15 protein-coding genes are annotated in these 15,144 nt (G+C 32.1%); 3 read left to right on the top strand and 12 right to left on the bottom strand.

The genetic code is table 11. The features are described 5' to 3' along the window. Positions 1–2 precede the first annotated feature (2 nt). Positions 3–1,097: a Nif3-like dinuclear metal center hexameric protein gene (locus AAFN75_RS02965; protein ID WP_411808160.1), complete on the bottom strand. Its 1,095-nt coding sequence runs from the start codon at positions 1,095–1,097 to the stop codon at positions 3–5. Positions 1,098–1,222: 125 nt separating this feature from the next. Here AAFN75_RS02965 and lpxK point away from each other — a divergent pair, with 125 nt between their 5' ends. Next, a complete protein-coding gene (gene lpxK, locus AAFN75_RS02960) occupies positions 1,223–2,221 on the top strand; it encodes a tetraacyldisaccharide 4'-kinase (protein WP_411808159.1) in 999 nt (332 codons plus the stop codon). Here lpxK and AAFN75_RS02955 read toward each other — a convergent pair. The 6 genes from AAFN75_RS02955 to AAFN75_RS02930 all read right to left on the bottom strand — a co-directional run bounded on the left by AAFN75_RS02955 (position 2,211) and on the right by AAFN75_RS02930 (position 8,405). Continuing rightward, a complete protein-coding gene (locus AAFN75_RS02955) occupies positions 2,211–4,451 on the bottom strand; it encodes an ATP-binding protein (protein ID WP_411808158.1) in 2,241 nt (746 codons plus the stop codon). The genes lpxK and AAFN75_RS02955 overlap by 11 nt on opposite strands. A gap of 28 nt (positions 4,452–4,479) precedes the next feature. Next, positions 4,480–5,496, bottom strand: coding sequence for a type I glyceraldehyde-3-phosphate dehydrogenase (gap, locus tag AAFN75_RS02950; protein ID WP_144116720.1), 1,017 nt, complete (start codon positions 5,494–5,496; stop codon positions 4,480–4,482). A 3-nt stretch (positions 5,497–5,499) separates the two neighbouring features. Beyond that, a complete protein-coding gene (gene lipA, locus AAFN75_RS02945) occupies positions 5,500–6,378 on the bottom strand; it encodes a lipoyl synthase (protein ID WP_411808157.1) in 879 nt (292 codons plus the stop codon). A 168-nt stretch (positions 6,379–6,546) separates the two neighbouring features. Further along, positions 6,547–7,092, bottom strand: a complete 546-nt coding sequence (locus tag AAFN75_RS02940; protein WP_411808156.1) for an RNA polymerase sigma factor — start codon at positions 7,090–7,092, stop codon at positions 6,547–6,549. Next, positions 7,083–8,195, bottom strand: coding sequence for a glycosyltransferase (locus AAFN75_RS02935; protein WP_411808155.1), 1,113 nt, complete (start codon positions 8,193–8,195; stop codon positions 7,083–7,085). Before AAFN75_RS02935 ends, AAFN75_RS02940 begins: the two co-directional genes overlap by 10 nt. A 6-nt stretch (positions 8,196–8,201) precedes the next feature. Beyond that, entirely contained in the window at positions 8,202–8,405 is a 204-nt protein-coding gene (locus AAFN75_RS02930) for a membrane or secreted protein (RefSeq protein ID WP_144116716.1), read from the bottom strand. A gap of 152 nt (positions 8,406–8,557) precedes the next feature. Between AAFN75_RS02930 and aqpZ the strand changes: the two genes are divergently transcribed. Continuing rightward, positions 8,558–9,244, top strand: coding sequence for an aquaporin Z (gene aqpZ / locus AAFN75_RS02925; RefSeq protein ID WP_411808154.1), 687 nt, complete (start codon positions 8,558–8,560; stop codon positions 9,242–9,244). Between the two features lie 86 nt (positions 9,245–9,330). Here the strand turns inward: aqpZ and AAFN75_RS02920 are convergent, their stop codons facing one another. The 4 genes from AAFN75_RS02920 to AAFN75_RS02905 form a co-directional block, all read right to left on the bottom strand. Continuing rightward, a complete protein-coding gene (locus tag AAFN75_RS02920; RefSeq protein WP_411808153.1) occupies positions 9,331–10,119 on the bottom strand; it encodes an anti-sigma factor domain-containing protein in 789 nt (262 codons plus the stop codon). Positions 10,120–10,127: 8 nt separating this feature from the next. Beyond that, on the bottom strand, positions 10,128–10,661 hold the full coding sequence (locus AAFN75_RS02915; protein WP_411808152.1) for an RNA polymerase sigma factor: 534 nt from the start codon (positions 10,659–10,661) through the stop codon (positions 10,128–10,130). A 68-nt stretch (positions 10,662–10,729) separates the two neighbouring features. Beyond that, positions 10,730–11,743, bottom strand: a complete 1,014-nt coding sequence (murB, locus tag AAFN75_RS02910) for a UDP-N-acetylmuramate dehydrogenase (protein WP_411808151.1) — start codon at positions 11,741–11,743, stop codon at positions 10,730–10,732. Continuing rightward, a complete protein-coding gene (locus AAFN75_RS02905) occupies positions 11,743–12,933 on the bottom strand; it encodes a pyridoxal phosphate-dependent aminotransferase (RefSeq protein ID WP_144116711.1) in 1,191 nt (396 codons plus the stop codon). Before AAFN75_RS02905 ends, murB begins: the two co-directional genes overlap by 1 nt. A 118-nt stretch (positions 12,934–13,051) precedes the next feature. Between AAFN75_RS02905 and AAFN75_RS02900 the strand changes: the two genes are divergently transcribed. Then, the gene (locus AAFN75_RS02900; protein WP_411808150.1) at positions 13,052–14,380 is read left to right on the top strand and encodes an aspartyl protease family protein; all 1,329 of its coding nucleotides are present in this window, start codon (positions 13,052–13,054) and stop codon (positions 14,378–14,380) included. A 56-nt stretch (positions 14,381–14,436) separates the two neighbouring features. On the opposite strand, the gene AAFN75_RS02895 is transcribed toward AAFN75_RS02900, so the two are convergent. Then, positions 14,437–14,853, bottom strand: coding sequence for a DUF1573 domain-containing protein (locus tag AAFN75_RS02895; RefSeq protein WP_411808149.1), 417 nt, complete (start codon positions 14,851–14,853; stop codon positions 14,437–14,439). Positions 14,854–15,144: the final 291 nt, after the last annotated feature.

The following is a 15,144-nucleotide window of genomic DNA, read 5'->3' as shown; positions in this document are numbered from 1 at the left end:
CTTTAAAAATACTTAACAGGATTGGTATTTATCTTTGATAAAATGATTGCAAAATTAGTAATTTTTTTTGTAAGATAAGCTACTAAAAGATTTTTTGTGTATTGCTCGCTTTCGTAATGCCCAATATCTGCCAAAAGTATGGTGTTTTCGGCTGAAAAAAAATCGTGATATTTTAAATCGGCGGTTATAAAAGCATCAGCACCAGCGCTTTTAGCTGCGTTAATGGCAAAACTTCCGGAGCCGCCCAAAACCGCCACGCGTTTTATGTTTTTATTTAATAATGCGGAATGCCTTACGCATTTTGTATTCATTTTTGTTTTTAAATGGTTTAAAAACTGACTTTCGTCCATGGATTGGGCAAATTCGCCAATCATACCCATACCAATATTCTGGTTTTTGTTCTCTATGCTTGTAATTTCATAGGCTACTTCCTCGTAGGAATGGGTTTTAAACAGTGTGGATAAAATGTTGTTTTGCTGGTGTTTTGCGAAGGTTACCGTAATTTTTGTTTCGTTTTCGGTGTGGTTTTCTCCTTTTTTGCCTAGGGTTGGGTTAGCGTCTTCATTGCCTTTGTAAGTGCCTTGACCTTCTACATTAAAACTGCAATTGGAATAATTACCAATGTTACCTGCTCCAGCGTTAAACAGGGCTGTTCTTAGTTGGTCGGCTTCTTTTTTGGGCACGTAGGTGGTTAGTTTTTTTATGGTAGCGCTTTGCGGTATTAAAATGTGTTTGTTTGTGAGTTGTAATTGGTTGCAAATCATGTCGTTTACACCATGTTGTGAATTATCTAAGGCTGTATGGATACTAAAAATAGCTATATCATGTTTTATGGCTTTTAAAACTACACGCTCCACATAATTTTTGCCTGTTATTTTTTTTAAGCCTTTAAAAATAATAGGGTGGAAGCTTACAATCATGTTGCAGTTAGCCTCAATGGCCTCGTCTACAACAGCTTCGAGAGTGTCTAAGGTAACTAGTATTCCTGTTACTTTGTTGTATTTATTGCCTACTAAAAGGCCAACATTATCGAAATCTTCGGCGTAAGCTAAAGGTGCCAACGCTTCTAAATGATTTATAACGTCTTGTATAATCATATTAATTTGTGTTTAATTTCAAAGATAAAATAATTACTTTCACCTTAACTAATTATTTTTAGTGTGTTATTACATCTTCTTTGATTTAATAATTATATTTCGAGCTTAAATACAATTTCGCAGTAATGAATATTATTAGAAAATTATTATTCCCCGTTATCCCCATTTATTTTATGGTGACTTGGTTGCGAAATAAATTGTACGATTTAGGTATTAAAAAATCGAAGTCGTATAAGTTGCCTATTATTTGTGTTGGCAATTTGAGTGCAGGTGGCACAGGAAAAACACCAATGATTGAGTATTTAATTAGACTTTTAAAAGATGATTTTAAAGTTGCAACGCTAAGTCGAGGGTATAAACGTAAAACAGAAGGCTTTCAATTAGCAAATATAACAGCAACGGCAGATACTATTGGCGATGAGCCTTTTCAGTTTTATACTAAGTTTAAGGATTCTATTCTAGTTGCTGTTGATGCAGATAGGCAACATGGGATTGAAATACTGCAAAATGAAAAGCCTGATGTTATACTGCTAGATGATGCGTATCAGCACAGAAAGGTTAGTGCTGGATTTAATGTTTTATTATCTACGTATGCGAATCCTTTTTTTAAGGATATTGTTTTGCCTACTGGTAATTTAAGAGAACCAAGAGGTGGATCGAAAAGAGCCGATGTTATTATAGTTACCAAATGCCCTAAAGGTCTAAATTCAAGTGAAAAAAGTAATATTGTAAAACGTATTAGCCCTGAAACACATCAACATGTTTTTTTTAGTACTATTGATTATGCTAAATCTGTAATAGCTGCAGGTAAAACTGAATATATTGAAAACTTAGCGCCTTTTACTTTGGTTACAGGTATAGCAAATGCGAAACCATTGTTGAATTATTTGAATGAAAAAAACTTGAAGTTTGAACATTTAAATTTTAAAGATCATTATAATTTCACATTAAATGATATCGAAAATTTAGCGCAGAAAGAGGTTATAGTTACCACCGAAAAAGACTATATGAGACTGAAACAATATGATAGTTTAAAAGAGAAATTGTTTTACTTACCTATTGCGGTTAATATTGATGACGCAGATAAATTAAATACTCTAATTAAAGCCTTTGTTAAGCATTAGCTTCTGGCGCTTTATTTTTATTTGTTAAGGCGTTGTAAAGTTTTTTCTCGAACTCTTCTTGCTTAAATGGTTTAGGGATAATGTCTGTAAAACCAGCTTCGTCAAATTCTTGCATTTTATCCTCAATGGTTACTGCTGTTAAGGCAAAAATGGTAAGGTCTTTATCAAACTCTCTAACACGCTTGGTAGCTTCCATACCACTTATACCTGGCATGTGAATATCCATAAGGATAATATTATAATCATTATTACGAATTCTTTCAACGGCTTCTTCACCATTGTCCACGATATCGCATTTAAGTTCCATTTTAGTTAAAATCTTTTTGGTAATCATTTGATTGATTTTATTGTCTTCAACAACCAATATTTTTACTTTCGATAAATCTATATCGTCTGTGTTACCATTAAAATATGCCACTTTTGTTTCTTCTGCTTCTTTAATGTTTGTTTGCTCTAAAGGAATTTCAAAGTAGAATGTTGTTCCTTTCTTTAATTCACTTTTTACGTAAATTTTACCCTTTAAAATATCAATTAAACCTTTTACAATAGAAAGACCTAAGCCAGTGCCACCGTATTTACGATTAATTTGAATAGATCCTTGAGAGAAGCTTTCGAACATATGGTCTTGCTTTTCTTGACTAATACCAATACCATTATCTTCCACCTCAAAACGAAGGGTGTATATTTTGCCTTCTTCTTCAATTTTATAAACACGAATCCAGATATCTCCGTTTTTGGTGAACTTAATTGAATTACCAACTAGGTTTATTAAAATCTGAGAAATCTTTAATTGGTCGGCAATAAAGAATTCAGGAAGCTCTTTTTCGTATTCTAAATGAATTTTAACATTATTATCTAAGGCTGAATTGTTAAGCGCTAAAATAATGTTCTTTATTTTCTTTTTTAAGCTGAATGATTCAGGTTCAACATCAACTTTATTAGCTTCAATTTTATTTATTTGAAGGATATCGTTTATGAATGTTAAAAGATAATCTCCAGAAAATTTAAGTGATTTTAAATGCTGTACTTGTTCTGGCCTAGGGTTTTCGTCTAGCAACATATTACTAAGACCTGTAACTGCGTATAATGGTGTTCTAAGTTCGTGTGTTACGGTTGATAAAAAGTTTGCTTTAGTTTTTGATGCCAATTCGGCTTTTTCTTTAGCAATAATAAGTTCTCCATTTTTTTTATGAAGCATATTATTAGTTTTGAGCCTAATGTTATTGTTTTTATAAAGCGATAAGGTTAAAAGTGCTAGAATAGTAATTAAAGCAACACTTAAAATAGATATAAAAGCATTTAGGTTTTTATCGTCTTCTGCTTTTTCTAATTTTTGAACGATTTCATTGTTTTTTTCTATTTCAGCGTTAAGTCTAAATTCTGTTTTTTGAGTTCTTGAAGACTTAATTTTTGTTAGACTTCTAATAGAGTCTGATAAATGTATGTGTTCCTGTAAATAGTCTCTAGAAAGCTTATAGTTTCCTAAATTATTGTATAAATCACTAGCAATAAGTGAACCTTGATTGCTAACGTTGGTTTGTTTGTAGTGTTTTGCTATGCGAAGTCCTTCTAAAACGGCTTCCAAGGCTTTTTCGTTGTTACTTAATTTGTTGTAAACTTTAGCATGATTAATTAAGGCTTCGCTTTGTAGATTATAAAAGTCGTACTTTTTAGCCATAGCTAAGGCTTGCTCAATAATATCTCTAGCGTTTTTATAATTTTTTAGCTCGTAGTATGTTTTACCTTCTGCTAATAGTGTTTCAGCTAACTCAAGATTTAAATCTTCTTCTTGAAATTTTGATTTTGCTGCCGTGTAAGAGTCTAGTGCAGAATAGTAATCTTTTTTTGCTAAATATACATCGCCAAACGTTTTGTATGAGGTTCCAAGGTTTACATTGTCATTTATAATACGCTGGATTTCAATCGCTTTATTAAGCGATTTTATGGCGTTATCTTCTTCCTCTATTACAAGTTCAATTTTACCTTTAACGGCATAAATAATACCAAGACTTTTTTTGTTTTCGGCGTTTGTAGCTAACTCTAATGCTTTGTCTAGGTTTTTTTTAGCCTTAAAATAATTAAAATTTTCAAGCTCAAGTTTAGATTGTACAATCCAATAATTAATGTTGTTTTGTACCAATTCAGGATCCTCTTCAATAGTCTGTTGTCCACAAACAGTGATACTGAGGAGCAGGTAAAAAATGAATATAAAGTTTCTTGTTCTAGGCATTTTATGATAATAGCGCTGACAAATATAATTATTTTATCGATAAAAGACACTTTTTTGCCGATAAATTACATATTAAGTCGATAATTCTTTGTGAATACCCTGTTTCATTGTCATACCAGCCTATAATTTTTACCATATTTCCAATTACGGAGGTCATTTGCGAATCAAAAATGCAAGAGTGAGGGTTTCCAACTATATCAATAGAAACGATTGGATCTTCTGTATATTCTATAACGCCTTTATAATTTTTATTGGCAGCCAATTTAAAGGCATTATTAATATCTTCTATACTTACAGCTTTCTTTACATTAAATGTAATATCGGTTAACGAACCGTTTATAACTGGAACTCGAATACCACAACCACCAATTACATTGGAGAGTTCTGGGAAAATTTTAGTTAATGCTTTTGCTGCGCCTGTTGTTGTTGGCACTATAGATTGACTTGCGGCTCTAGCTCGTCGTAAATCTCTATGCGGTTGGTCGTGTAAACTTTGATCGGTAGTGTAGGAGTGTACCGTTGTAATATAAGCTTGATTAATACCACATAGTTTATTGATTACATCAATCATGGGTGCCGCATTATTAGTGGTGCACGATGCGTTTGATATTATGGTTTCGCTACCATCAATACTGGAATCGTTTACACCTAATACTATAGTTTTAATATCGTCTTCTAGAGGAGGTACACTTAATACAACTTGTTTAGCTCCATTAGTTATGTGATACTGCAAATCGGCAGTTGTTTTAAATTTTCCGGAAGCTTCAATTACATAATCAATATTAAATGGTTTCCAGTTAATATTACTCGGGTGGTTTTCATTTAATAGTGAAATACGTTTTTGGTTAACAATAATACAGTTTTCATCATGTGAAATATCTGCATTAAAAACACCGTGTACACTATCGTACTTAAGTAAGTGGCTTAACGTTTTAGCATCGGCTAAGTCATTTATAGCAACAACCTGAATAGTTTCATGGTTTTGTAGTAGTTTAAAAACGCGTCTACCAATTCTGCCAAAACCATTGATGGCAACATTAATCATATATTAATTTATGTGTTTTTGTGCCTTGTAAGACGACCTTACTAATGCGCTACTTTCAACATGACGGAAACCTAATTCTAATCCAATTTCTTCGTACTCCTTAAATTGATCTGGATTAATAAATTGCTTTACTGGTAAATGCTTTTTACTAGGCTGTAAGTATTGACCAATAGTAACAACATCAACATCATTGGCTTTAAGGTCGTGTAGCGTTTCAATAACTTCTTCTCTGGTTTCGCCTAAACCAAGCATAATCCCAGATTTTGTTCTGCGTTGTCCTTGTTGTTTTAAATATTTTAAAACCCCCATACTACGGTCGTATTGAGCTTGTATTCTAACCTCACGTGTTAATCTGCGTACGGTTTCAATGTTATGAGATACTACTTCTGGCGCAACGTCAATAATTCGATCAATATGTTTTTCAATTCCTTGAAAATCTGGTATAAGTGTTTCAAGTGTTGTGTTTGGGTTCATTCTTCTAACCGACTTAACAGTTTCTGACCACATTATGCTTCCCATATCCTTTAAATCATCACGATCAACACTTGTTAAAACAGCGTGTTTAATCTGCATAATTTTTATAGATCGCGCAACTTTTTCTGGCTCATCCCAATCTACCGTTTCTGGTCGGCCTGTTTTTACACCACAAAATCCGCAAGAGCGTGTGCAAACGTTTCCTAAAATCATAAATGTGGCAGTGCCTTCTCCCCAACATTCGCCCATATTTGGACAACTTCCAGAAGTACAAATAGTATTTAGGCTATATTTATCTACTAAACCTCTTAGCTCCGTATATTTTTTTCCTGTTGGAAGCTTTACACGTAACCATTTTGGTTTAGCTATTCGTTCTGGTAATATATTCGATTTTGTTTCGGTATTCATATCTCTAAAATGTAGATAGCAAAGATACAAAGTATTCTTTTAAATAGTTGCCCAACTTGGTTTGCAAACCTGTACTATTTAATTTTTTTGGGATGCTAAAAACGGTTCAAGGATTCCGTGGGCTGAGGGAGACTTTAATAAAGTTAAATAGTGATATATTTAGTTTGATTACTTTCCTCTAATTATTTCAGCTAATAGCTTTTTTGCCCTAAGTAATTTTACTTTAACATTACTCATAGGTTCATTAAGTTCGGTTGAAATTTCTTTATAAGTAAACTCTTGAAAATAGCGTAAGTTTATAATTTCTTGATAATGTGGTTTTAGCTTTTTAATGTCGCGTAGTAATTTGGCTAAATTTTGATCGGTAATTAATTTATCTTCTGCGGAAGGTGTTTCATCTAAAACCTGAAATAGTTCTCGGTTATCTTTTGAAATAACTTGAGCAATGGAGTTTTTTTCTTTTCTTAATAAGTCGATATGAATATTCTTCGATATGGTTATTAGCCATGTTTTAAAAGTATAGTTTTCATCGAAAGTATTAATTTTATCGAATGCTTTAGAGAAGGTTTGAATAGTAATATCCTCGGCATCATTTTCATTTTCTGTTCGCTTTAATTGAAAACCATAAACGTTATCCCAATAAGTATCTAATAAGTAATTAAATGCTTTTTGGTCATTTTTTTTGGCTCGCAAAATAGCTTCCTTTATTTCCAATGATTAGGTTTTGATATTATATTATTTATAAATATAGTTAATTGGGCTATAATTAAAAAGATTTCTAAAAAAGGAAGTAAAAGCAATAAATCGGTCTCTCCTAGTTTTTTTGATGCCATTCCTAAAATTATATATTGAGTTACAATTCTAAAAAGTAATAAACCCAATACAATTTGCCAATTAAATAATGGTATTAGTAAAGTTATAGCAAATAGCCAAAATAAAAAAGCTGAAACATATAAAAGTGTAAGTAACACTTTGTGCTTCATTTTATAGTGTTTGGCGGTAGATACGTGTCGCCTTTTTTGTTTAAACCAGTTTTTAAAGGTTGTTTTTGGAATGGATTCTGTAAAACTATTTTTATTAAAACTGATTGCTGTGTTTTGTGATGTTGCGATTTGGTTTATAAACAAATCGTCATCGCCAGATCTAATTTTTATATGGTTTATAAAGCCATTAGCATCAAAAAAAGCTTTTTTAGTATACGCTAAATTACGCCCTACGCCCATATATGGCAATCCCACTTTTGCAAACGAAAAATAGTTTATGGCAGTAATAAAAGTTTCAAAACGGATGAGTTTATTTAAAAACGAATTTTTAATCCAAGCATAGGAGCCATAACCCAAAACTATCGACTTTTTACTGTCAAAATGAGCTGTCATATCTCGTATCCAATATTTAGACATAGGTTTGCAATCGGCATCCGTAAATAAAAGGTAGTCGTTTTTTGAAGCTTTTATACCTAAAGTTAATGCGTATTTTTTATTTCCCCAAAAGGCTTCAATACTTTTAACATTGACGACTTTAATAATGCTATGTAAATTGGCAAAATGCTCTATAACATCCAAGGTGTTATCTGATGAAGCATCATTAATTAAAACTATTTCGAAATTTTTATAGTCTTGATTTATGATGGATGGAAGGAGTTTTTTTAAGTTTTCGGCTTCGTTTTTAGCACAAATTATAACGGAAACAGCTAAGTTTTTAGCTGTACTTTTCTTTTGTTTTAAGAACGTAAAACTTCCAAATAAAAAAAGATAAAAAATAACTTGAATAATTACTACGGCTATAAAACCGTAGAATACAAAATCAAGAAACCCCATAAAGTGTTAGGAATGTTGAGGTTCGTTACAGTCGCTATATTGGTCTGGAGTTTTTCCACAAAAACCGCAAGATTCTCCTTCTTTATTAAGCATCGGGTTTTGGCTAGCGCAAGTACCGGCAAATTTACCGTCTTTTTTAGCCCAAATTTTAATAGCTATTCCAGCTATTCCTATTCCTAAAAGTACAATGGTAATTAAAAAAAGTTTCATTGAGAGTGTAATTATTTATGCAAAGATAAGATTTTAGTTTATAGTTTTTAAAAGAATTGTCGGGTAAACTTATGTGACTATTATATATCTTAGGGTCTTATAATAAGATGTTTAAATGTTTGATTTCATTAACTAAATAAAATTTTATAATTATGAAAAAATTATTCGCAGAGTTTTTTGGAACCTTTTGGCTTGTTTTTGGAGGTTGTGGTAGTGCTATTTTTGCAGCCGGATTTCCTGAGCTAGGAATTGGTTTTGTAGGAGTGTCGTTAGCCTTTGGTCTTACTGTTTTGACTATGGCTTATGCCGTTGGTCATGTTTCTGGAGGGCATTTCAATCCTGCCGTTTCATTGGGTTTGTGGGCTGGAGGGAAATTTGAGGCTAAAGATTTATTAGGTTATATTGTTGCTCAAATTTTTGGTGCTATAGCTGCAGCAGGCGTATTATATTTAATTGTTTCCGGGAAATCTGATTTCACCGATATTGGTGGTTTTGCGGCCAATGGCTATGGCGAATTGTCTCCTGGAGGTTATGGAATGATATCGGTTTTAGTCACTGAGTTTGTGCTAACTATGTTTTTTTTACTAATTATTTTAGGAAGCACTTATCCAAGGGCGCCTAAAGGTTTTGCTGGTATGGCAATTGGCTTAGCTTTAACATTAATTCATTTAATAAGTATTCCAATTTCTAATACATCAGTTAATCCAGCTCGCTCAACAAGTCAAGCGCTATTTGCAGGAGGTGAGTTTACTAGTCAACTTTGGTTGTTTTGGATTGCGCCAATAGCGGGTGCTATAGTTGCTGGTTTAATACATAAAGCATTATTCAGTAAAGATTAGAGTAAAGAATTTAGAATTTCTTTAAAAAAGAAAGGCCTCATTTTACATTGTAAAATGAGGCTTAAATATATACAGTAAATTGTAATTTAATGCAAACTAATTTGGGCTACAGAGTTTTCGGTTGATGCTACAGCATTACCGCCTTTAGGCTCTATAGTAATACTTAAAGCAAGCGCATCCTCCATATAAGGTATGTTTCTTAATTTTCGATCTGCTTTATCCAAAATACCTAGGTTTACCATTTTACCTTGTAACTCTGCCCATATTTGGTAGCATTGTTCTTCTGGTAATTCTGGTAAAGAAACCACATCTATCATAGATGTTTTTTCTTTAGGGTTAATGTAAGCAACAGTTTTTAAGTCTTTAGCGCGCTCATTTCCTGTTATAATGTACTTTTCAGTTTCAGGGTTATTAAGCTTTAAAAGTTGTCTCATTACTTTGTCTAGCATGGCATTGTTTTTGGCAATGTCGCTTCTTAAATCTTCAATCTCTTCATCAACAACTACGGTATCGCTTTGTAGTTTTTGATTTTGATCATAAAAATAAGTAGAAGATCCAGCAAAAATTAATGCTGCAACACTAGCTGCAATACTAAGTTTAAACCATTTCTTATGCTTTTTTGGACTATTTAAATTAACAACAGGGGTATCGTCTAGCTCATCTAAAATAGAATCTAAGATGGCTTTAGGTGCTTCTACAGCATTAGCTTTAGCAACCACTTCTAGGTTGTGCTGCATCATGTTGTAGTTGTTTTCGATTTCTGGGTATCTTGCGATAAAAGACTCCACCATTTCTGCTTCTGCAGGAGTGGTTTCACCTAATAGATATTTGTCTAATAGGCCAGAACTTAAAAAAGTATTTATTTTCTCATTCATGACTTTGGTTATTGAGGATCGTAAATTTTTTTTAATTCACGTAATCCTATTTTTAATCTTGATTTTATGGTTCCCAATGGGATTTCTAATTCGTCGCTAGCTTCTTGCTGCGTCATGCCCTCAAAAAAGAGAGCGTTAATCACTATTTGGTATTTTATATCTAAGCTACTTAAATGTTTTTTTATATCCAAAACATCCTGATTTAGTTCATTGGATGTTACTTTATATACGGTTGAAGTTTCCATTTGGACTTCATTATTGGTTTTATTCTTCTGCGATCGAATTTTGTCAATAGCTGAGTTATAGGCAATTCTATATAACCAAGTAAATAGTTTTGCTTTGCTAGCATCATATTTTTTAGCATATCGCCAAATTTTAACAAATGTTTCTTGAAGCACATCTTGAGCCGTATCATCGTCTGCAATTACTTTCTTTATAACACCCAATAAGGCATCAGCATAGTTTTCATATAACAAACTAATTGCTTTCTTATCGCTATTTTGAAGTAAAGTAACTATTTGCTTTTCTATTGGTGAAATCAAGATGGTTAGTTTTTATAGTTGCTTTTAGTGGCTAAATGTTTTCTCAAAGTTAGAAATTTCTTTTTAGATTATAAGATATTTACTTCTGCTTCAATTGAAATACCAAAAATACGCATTACCGTTTTCTGGATTAATTTAGAAAGGTTTAATATATCTATACCCTTTGCTTTGCCATAATTAACAAGTACTAACGCTTGGTTTTTATGAACACCATAAGCTCCAAATGATTTGCCTTTAAAGCCTGCTTTTTCAATTAACCAACCTGCAGGAACTTTAACTTCTTCCTGTGAAATAGGATAACTTGGTATGTCTTTAAAATTTTCAAGTAACGTATTAAAATGTGTTTTAGAAATTACAGGGTTTTTAAAAAAACTTCCGCTATTACCAATCTCTTTAGGGTTTGGTAACTTACTTTCTCTAATACTTATTACAGCTTTTGAAACATCTTGTATGGTTGGTTTACTAACTTGCATTACTTCTAGTTGAGAGGTAATTGCGCCATAATTAATACTTAAGTTGTGCTGCTTTTTTGATAGTTTAAAGTTAACACTTATAATGATGAATTTTCCTTTGGCTTCTTGTTTAAAAACTGAATTTCTATAGCCAAAATTGCAATCTGCTTTGTAAAAAGACTTTATTGTTTGCGTGCTTAATTCAATGGCTTCGCAAGATTCGAAAATATCTTTTAGCTCAACCCCATAAGCACCAATGTTTTGAATAGGTGCGGTGCCAACGTTACCTGGTATTAAGGACAGGTTTTCAATACCGCCAAAATCATTATTAATACACCAAAGCACAAATTCATGCCAATTTTCGCCGGCATTGGCTTGTACTAAAACTGAATCTTCATTTTCAGAAATAATTTTTATGCCTTTTAAATTTATACGGATAACAAGACCATCAAAATCTTGGGTTAACAATATGTTGCTGCCTCCTCCTAAAATAAGTTTGTTCGGTTGGTTTTTTAAGGATAGGATATGTTTTAAATCTTCTAAATTATTAACCGAAACGAAGTGTTTTGCATGCGCATCAATACCAAAAGTATTGTATGGCTTTAATGATATGTTATTTTGTATTAGCACTAGTCCTTATAAACTTTTAAAGCTTCTTTTAAAATATAAACAGCTTTAATTAAGCTCTCCTTATTAAGTACGTAAGCAATTCTAATTTGGTTTAAGCCTGTGCCAGGTGTCGAATAAAATCCATCGGCTGGTGCAACCATTATCGTTTCATTATTTATGTGGAATTCTTCTAATAGCCATTTTGCAAAATGATCGGAATTCTTAATAGGTAACTCAACTATGCAATAAAAAGCACCTTTAGGTTTGGCTACTTTTATGCCTTCAATTTTATTAAGTTCGCTAATTAGTATATCTCTTCTACCAACATATTCTTCAATAACATCATCAAAATAACTTTGTGGCGTATCTAAAGCGGCTTCACTAGCTATTTGTGCGTAGGTTGGTGGACTTAATCTAGCTTGAGCAAACTTAAGAAATGTTTCTCTAACTAGTTTGTTTTTAGTAACCAAGCAACCAACACGTGCGCCACACATGCTGTAACGTTTTGAAACAGAATCTATAACTACTGCATGCTCATCGATATTGGTTTCTTCCATGATAGAGTGGTGTTTATGGCCATCATAAACAAATTCTCTGTAAACTTCATCTGCAACTAAGAATAAATCATGCTTAACAGCAATTTCTGCAAGTTGTTCTATTTCTTCTTTGGAATACAGGTAACCTGTTGGATTTCCTGGGTTGCAAATTAAAATAGCTTTAGTTTTAGGGGTGATTAGTTTTTCAAAAGCCTTAACCGACGGAAGTGCAAAATTATCATCTATATCACAAATTGCGGGAACTACTTTAACTCCCGAAGCTGTAGAGAATGCAATATAATTAGCGTAAAATGGTTCTGAAATAATAACTTCATCTCCCGGATCCATAGTACTGCTAAATAGGAAAAGTAAAGCTTCACTTGCTCCTGTAGTAACTATAATATCTTCATAAGTTACTTTTATATTATGGCTGTTATAATATTTTGCTAACTTTTTTCTGTAAGAGTCAGAGCCCTCAGACCTTGAATACGATAAGATTTCAATATCGTTTTGTTTAACTGCATTTAATGCAACTTCTGGTGTTTTTATATCAGGCTGACCAATATTTAAGTAGTATATGCTTTTTCCGTTTTTTACAGCTTGTTCTGCATAAGGTACAAGCTTTCGAATTGGTGAAGCAGGCATATCATGCCCTTTTTTAGATATTGTTGGCATTTATTTCTTTTTAAGCTACAAATTTTATAAAAAAAATCTTAATTTTTTAAAAAAAATAGCGGTAAATAATACTGCTAAACTAAAGATTTGTAAATTGATTATGCTATTAATCGGTTTAATGATGAATAAAAATTTTATTTTTGTAGTTTTTTTCTTTCTTTTTGAGGTTTCAAGCTATTCCCAGAATAAGTTTGTGGTTCAAAATAGAACGCAATCAGATAAAATAAAATTCAAACTAATTAATAATTTAATTGTTATACCTGTTGAAATTAACGGCGTTACACTTTCATTTCTATTAGATACTGGTGTTAGCAAACCTATAATTTTTAATTTTTTAAATGTTTCTGATACCTTAAAAATTAAAAACACCGAGACGATTATGTTAAGAGGCTTAGGAGGAGGAGAGTCTGTTGAAGCCTTAAAGTCAACTAATAATGTTTTTAAGATAGGCGATGCTATAAAATGGAATCAGGATTTATATGCCGTTTATAATAGTAATTTGAATCTTGCCCCTAGGTTAGGTTTTCCGGTTCATGGTATTATGGGGTTTGATTTGTTTAAAGATTTAATTGTCGAAATAAATTACTCCAAAGCCTATTTAATATTAACAAGCCCAGAAACGTATCAAAATAAAAAGTGTAAAAATTGCGAACAGTTTAATTTAGAGTTTTATAACGGAAAGCCTTATGTAAATGTTGAGGTTACCATAGATAATAGAAATATACCCGTAAAGCTTTTATTAGATTCTGGCGGAAGTGATGCTTTATGGCTGTTTGAAGATGATGCGCTAGGTATTAAGTGTGGAGAAAATTATTTTAACGATTTTCTTGGTCATGGTTTAAATGGTAGTGTTTATGGTAAGCGTTCTAAAATTGAAGCCTTAACGTTAAAACGTTTTGTACTTAAAAACGCAAATGTGGCTTTCCCTAACACCGAAAACATTTTTCATGCGAAACAAATAAAAGATAGAAACGGAAGTATATCTGGTAATATTTTAAAGCGCTTTAATATCATTTTTGATTACAGGAAGGCACAAATGACTCTTAAAAAAAACAATAAGTTTAAAGAGCCGTTTAGTTATAATAAAAGCGGAGTAGAACTAGCTCATGATGGTGTTAGATTAGTAAAGGAACTAAAAAGGAGCGATGCAAAATCAACCAGTAAACTACAGGTTGAGAAAGGCCAACTGGTATATTCAAATGCAGTAACTATTTCATTATTACCAACGTATTCTATAGTGGAGTTAAGAGCGGGCTCTCCAGCCGCATTAGCTGGTTTAAAAATTGGAGATGTTATTTTAAGTATAAATGGTAAAAGGAGTCATCAGTTTACATTGCAACAAATTATGCTTATGTTTTATGGTGAAGAAGGCAAAAAAATTAGGGTGGTTGTAGATAGGGATGATGAGGTTCTCAGTTTTAATTTTAAACTTAAAAATTTATTGTAAAAAAAAAGAGGCTTGAACCATTTGGATCAAGCCTCTTATATACTTTGTAGCAACTATTAGTTTTCTACAATACTTTTTTCTGTTTTGTCAAGTACACTTGCTTTACTTGTATCTACAACTAAGCCTTTAATTTTTAAGGCAACAGTTGGTGTATCTGCGTTAGACATTACAGTAATTGTTTTTCTAATAGGATTTACTCTATTAGTGTCATACTTAACTTTTATCTCACCTGTTTTTCCTGGCATAATTGGACCATCTGGTTTAGAAGGTACAGTGCAACCACAAGATGATTTAACGTTAGATATTATTAGCGGCTCATTTCCTGTATTTGTAAATTCAAATACACGTACGCCGTCCGCCCCTTTTTCTATAGTTCCATAATCGATCGTTTCCGCTTTAAACTCAATTTTTGCTTGAGCGTTTATACCAAAACTTACTAATCCGATAAATAAAATAGTAATTAATTGTTTCATGATTTTATCTTTTTTAAAGTGTTCTTAATTTTTAAAGCCTAATATTTAATTGGACGTTGTATTAATTTTAGTTCTAAAACCTTGCCAAACATACTTACTTTTACTATAATCTGCAAAAATAATAGACGTAATGCGTAAGTGTTAACATATTCAACACGGTTAAAAGTACATATAACATTTTTATATCAATGTTTAATAAGTGTTAAAATTAGTTGTTATTCAACTTTTCAATTACCACATATAGTTTTTATAGAAAAAGAAATATGAGTACTTTTGCACATCAATATTCAA

The organism is Algibacter sp. AS12, assembly GCF_046736315.1.
Lineage (GTDB): Bacteria > Bacteroidota > Bacteroidia > Flavobacteriales > Flavobacteriaceae > Algibacter_B > Algibacter_B amylolyticus.
The sequence above is the reverse complement of the archived record's forward strand: the minus strand, read 5'-3'. Positions and strand labels throughout refer to the sequence as shown.

Bases quoted from the DNA above. Each gene is read 5' to 3' on its own strand.
- aqpZ (WP_411808154.1), top strand. From the start codon at position 8,558: ATGAAAAAATTATTCGCAGAGTTTTTTGGAACCTTTTGGCTTGTTTTT.
- AAFN75_RS02930 (WP_144116716.1), bottom strand. From the start codon at position 8,405: ATGAAACTTTTTTTAATTACCATTGTACTTTTAGGAATAGGAATAGCT.
- AAFN75_RS02920 (WP_411808153.1), bottom strand. From the start codon at position 10,119: ATGAATGAGAAAATAAATACTTTTTTAAGTTCTGGCCTATTAGACAAA.
- AAFN75_RS02935 (WP_411808155.1), bottom strand. From the start codon at position 8,195: ATGGGGTTTCTTGATTTTGTATTCTACGGTTTTATAGCCGTAGTAATT.
- AAFN75_RS02900 (WP_411808150.1), top strand. From the start codon at position 13,052: ATGATGAATAAAAATTTTATTTTTGTAGTTTTTTTCTTTCTTTTTGAG.
- lipA (WP_411808157.1), bottom strand. From the start codon at position 6,378: ATGAATACCGAAACAAAATCGAATATATTACCAGAACGAATAGCTAAA.
- AAFN75_RS02965 (WP_411808160.1), bottom strand. From the start codon at position 1,097: ATGATTATACAAGACGTTATAAATCATTTAGAAGCGTTGGCACCTTTA.
- gap (WP_144116720.1), bottom strand. From the start codon at position 5,496: ATGATTAATGTTGCCATCAATGGTTTTGGCAGAATTGGTAGACGCGTT.
- AAFN75_RS02895 (WP_411808149.1), bottom strand. From the start codon at position 14,853: ATGAAACAATTAATTACTATTTTATTTATCGGATTAGTAAGTTTTGGT.
- AAFN75_RS02955 (WP_411808158.1), bottom strand. From the start codon at position 4,451: ATGCCTAGAACAAGAAACTTTATATTCATTTTTTACCTGCTCCTCAGT.
- lpxK (WP_411808159.1), top strand. From the start codon at position 1,223: ATGAATATTATTAGAAAATTATTATTCCCCGTTATCCCCATTTATTTT.
- AAFN75_RS02905 (WP_144116711.1), bottom strand. From the start codon at position 12,933: ATGCCAACAATATCTAAAAAAGGGCATGATATGCCTGCTTCACCAATT.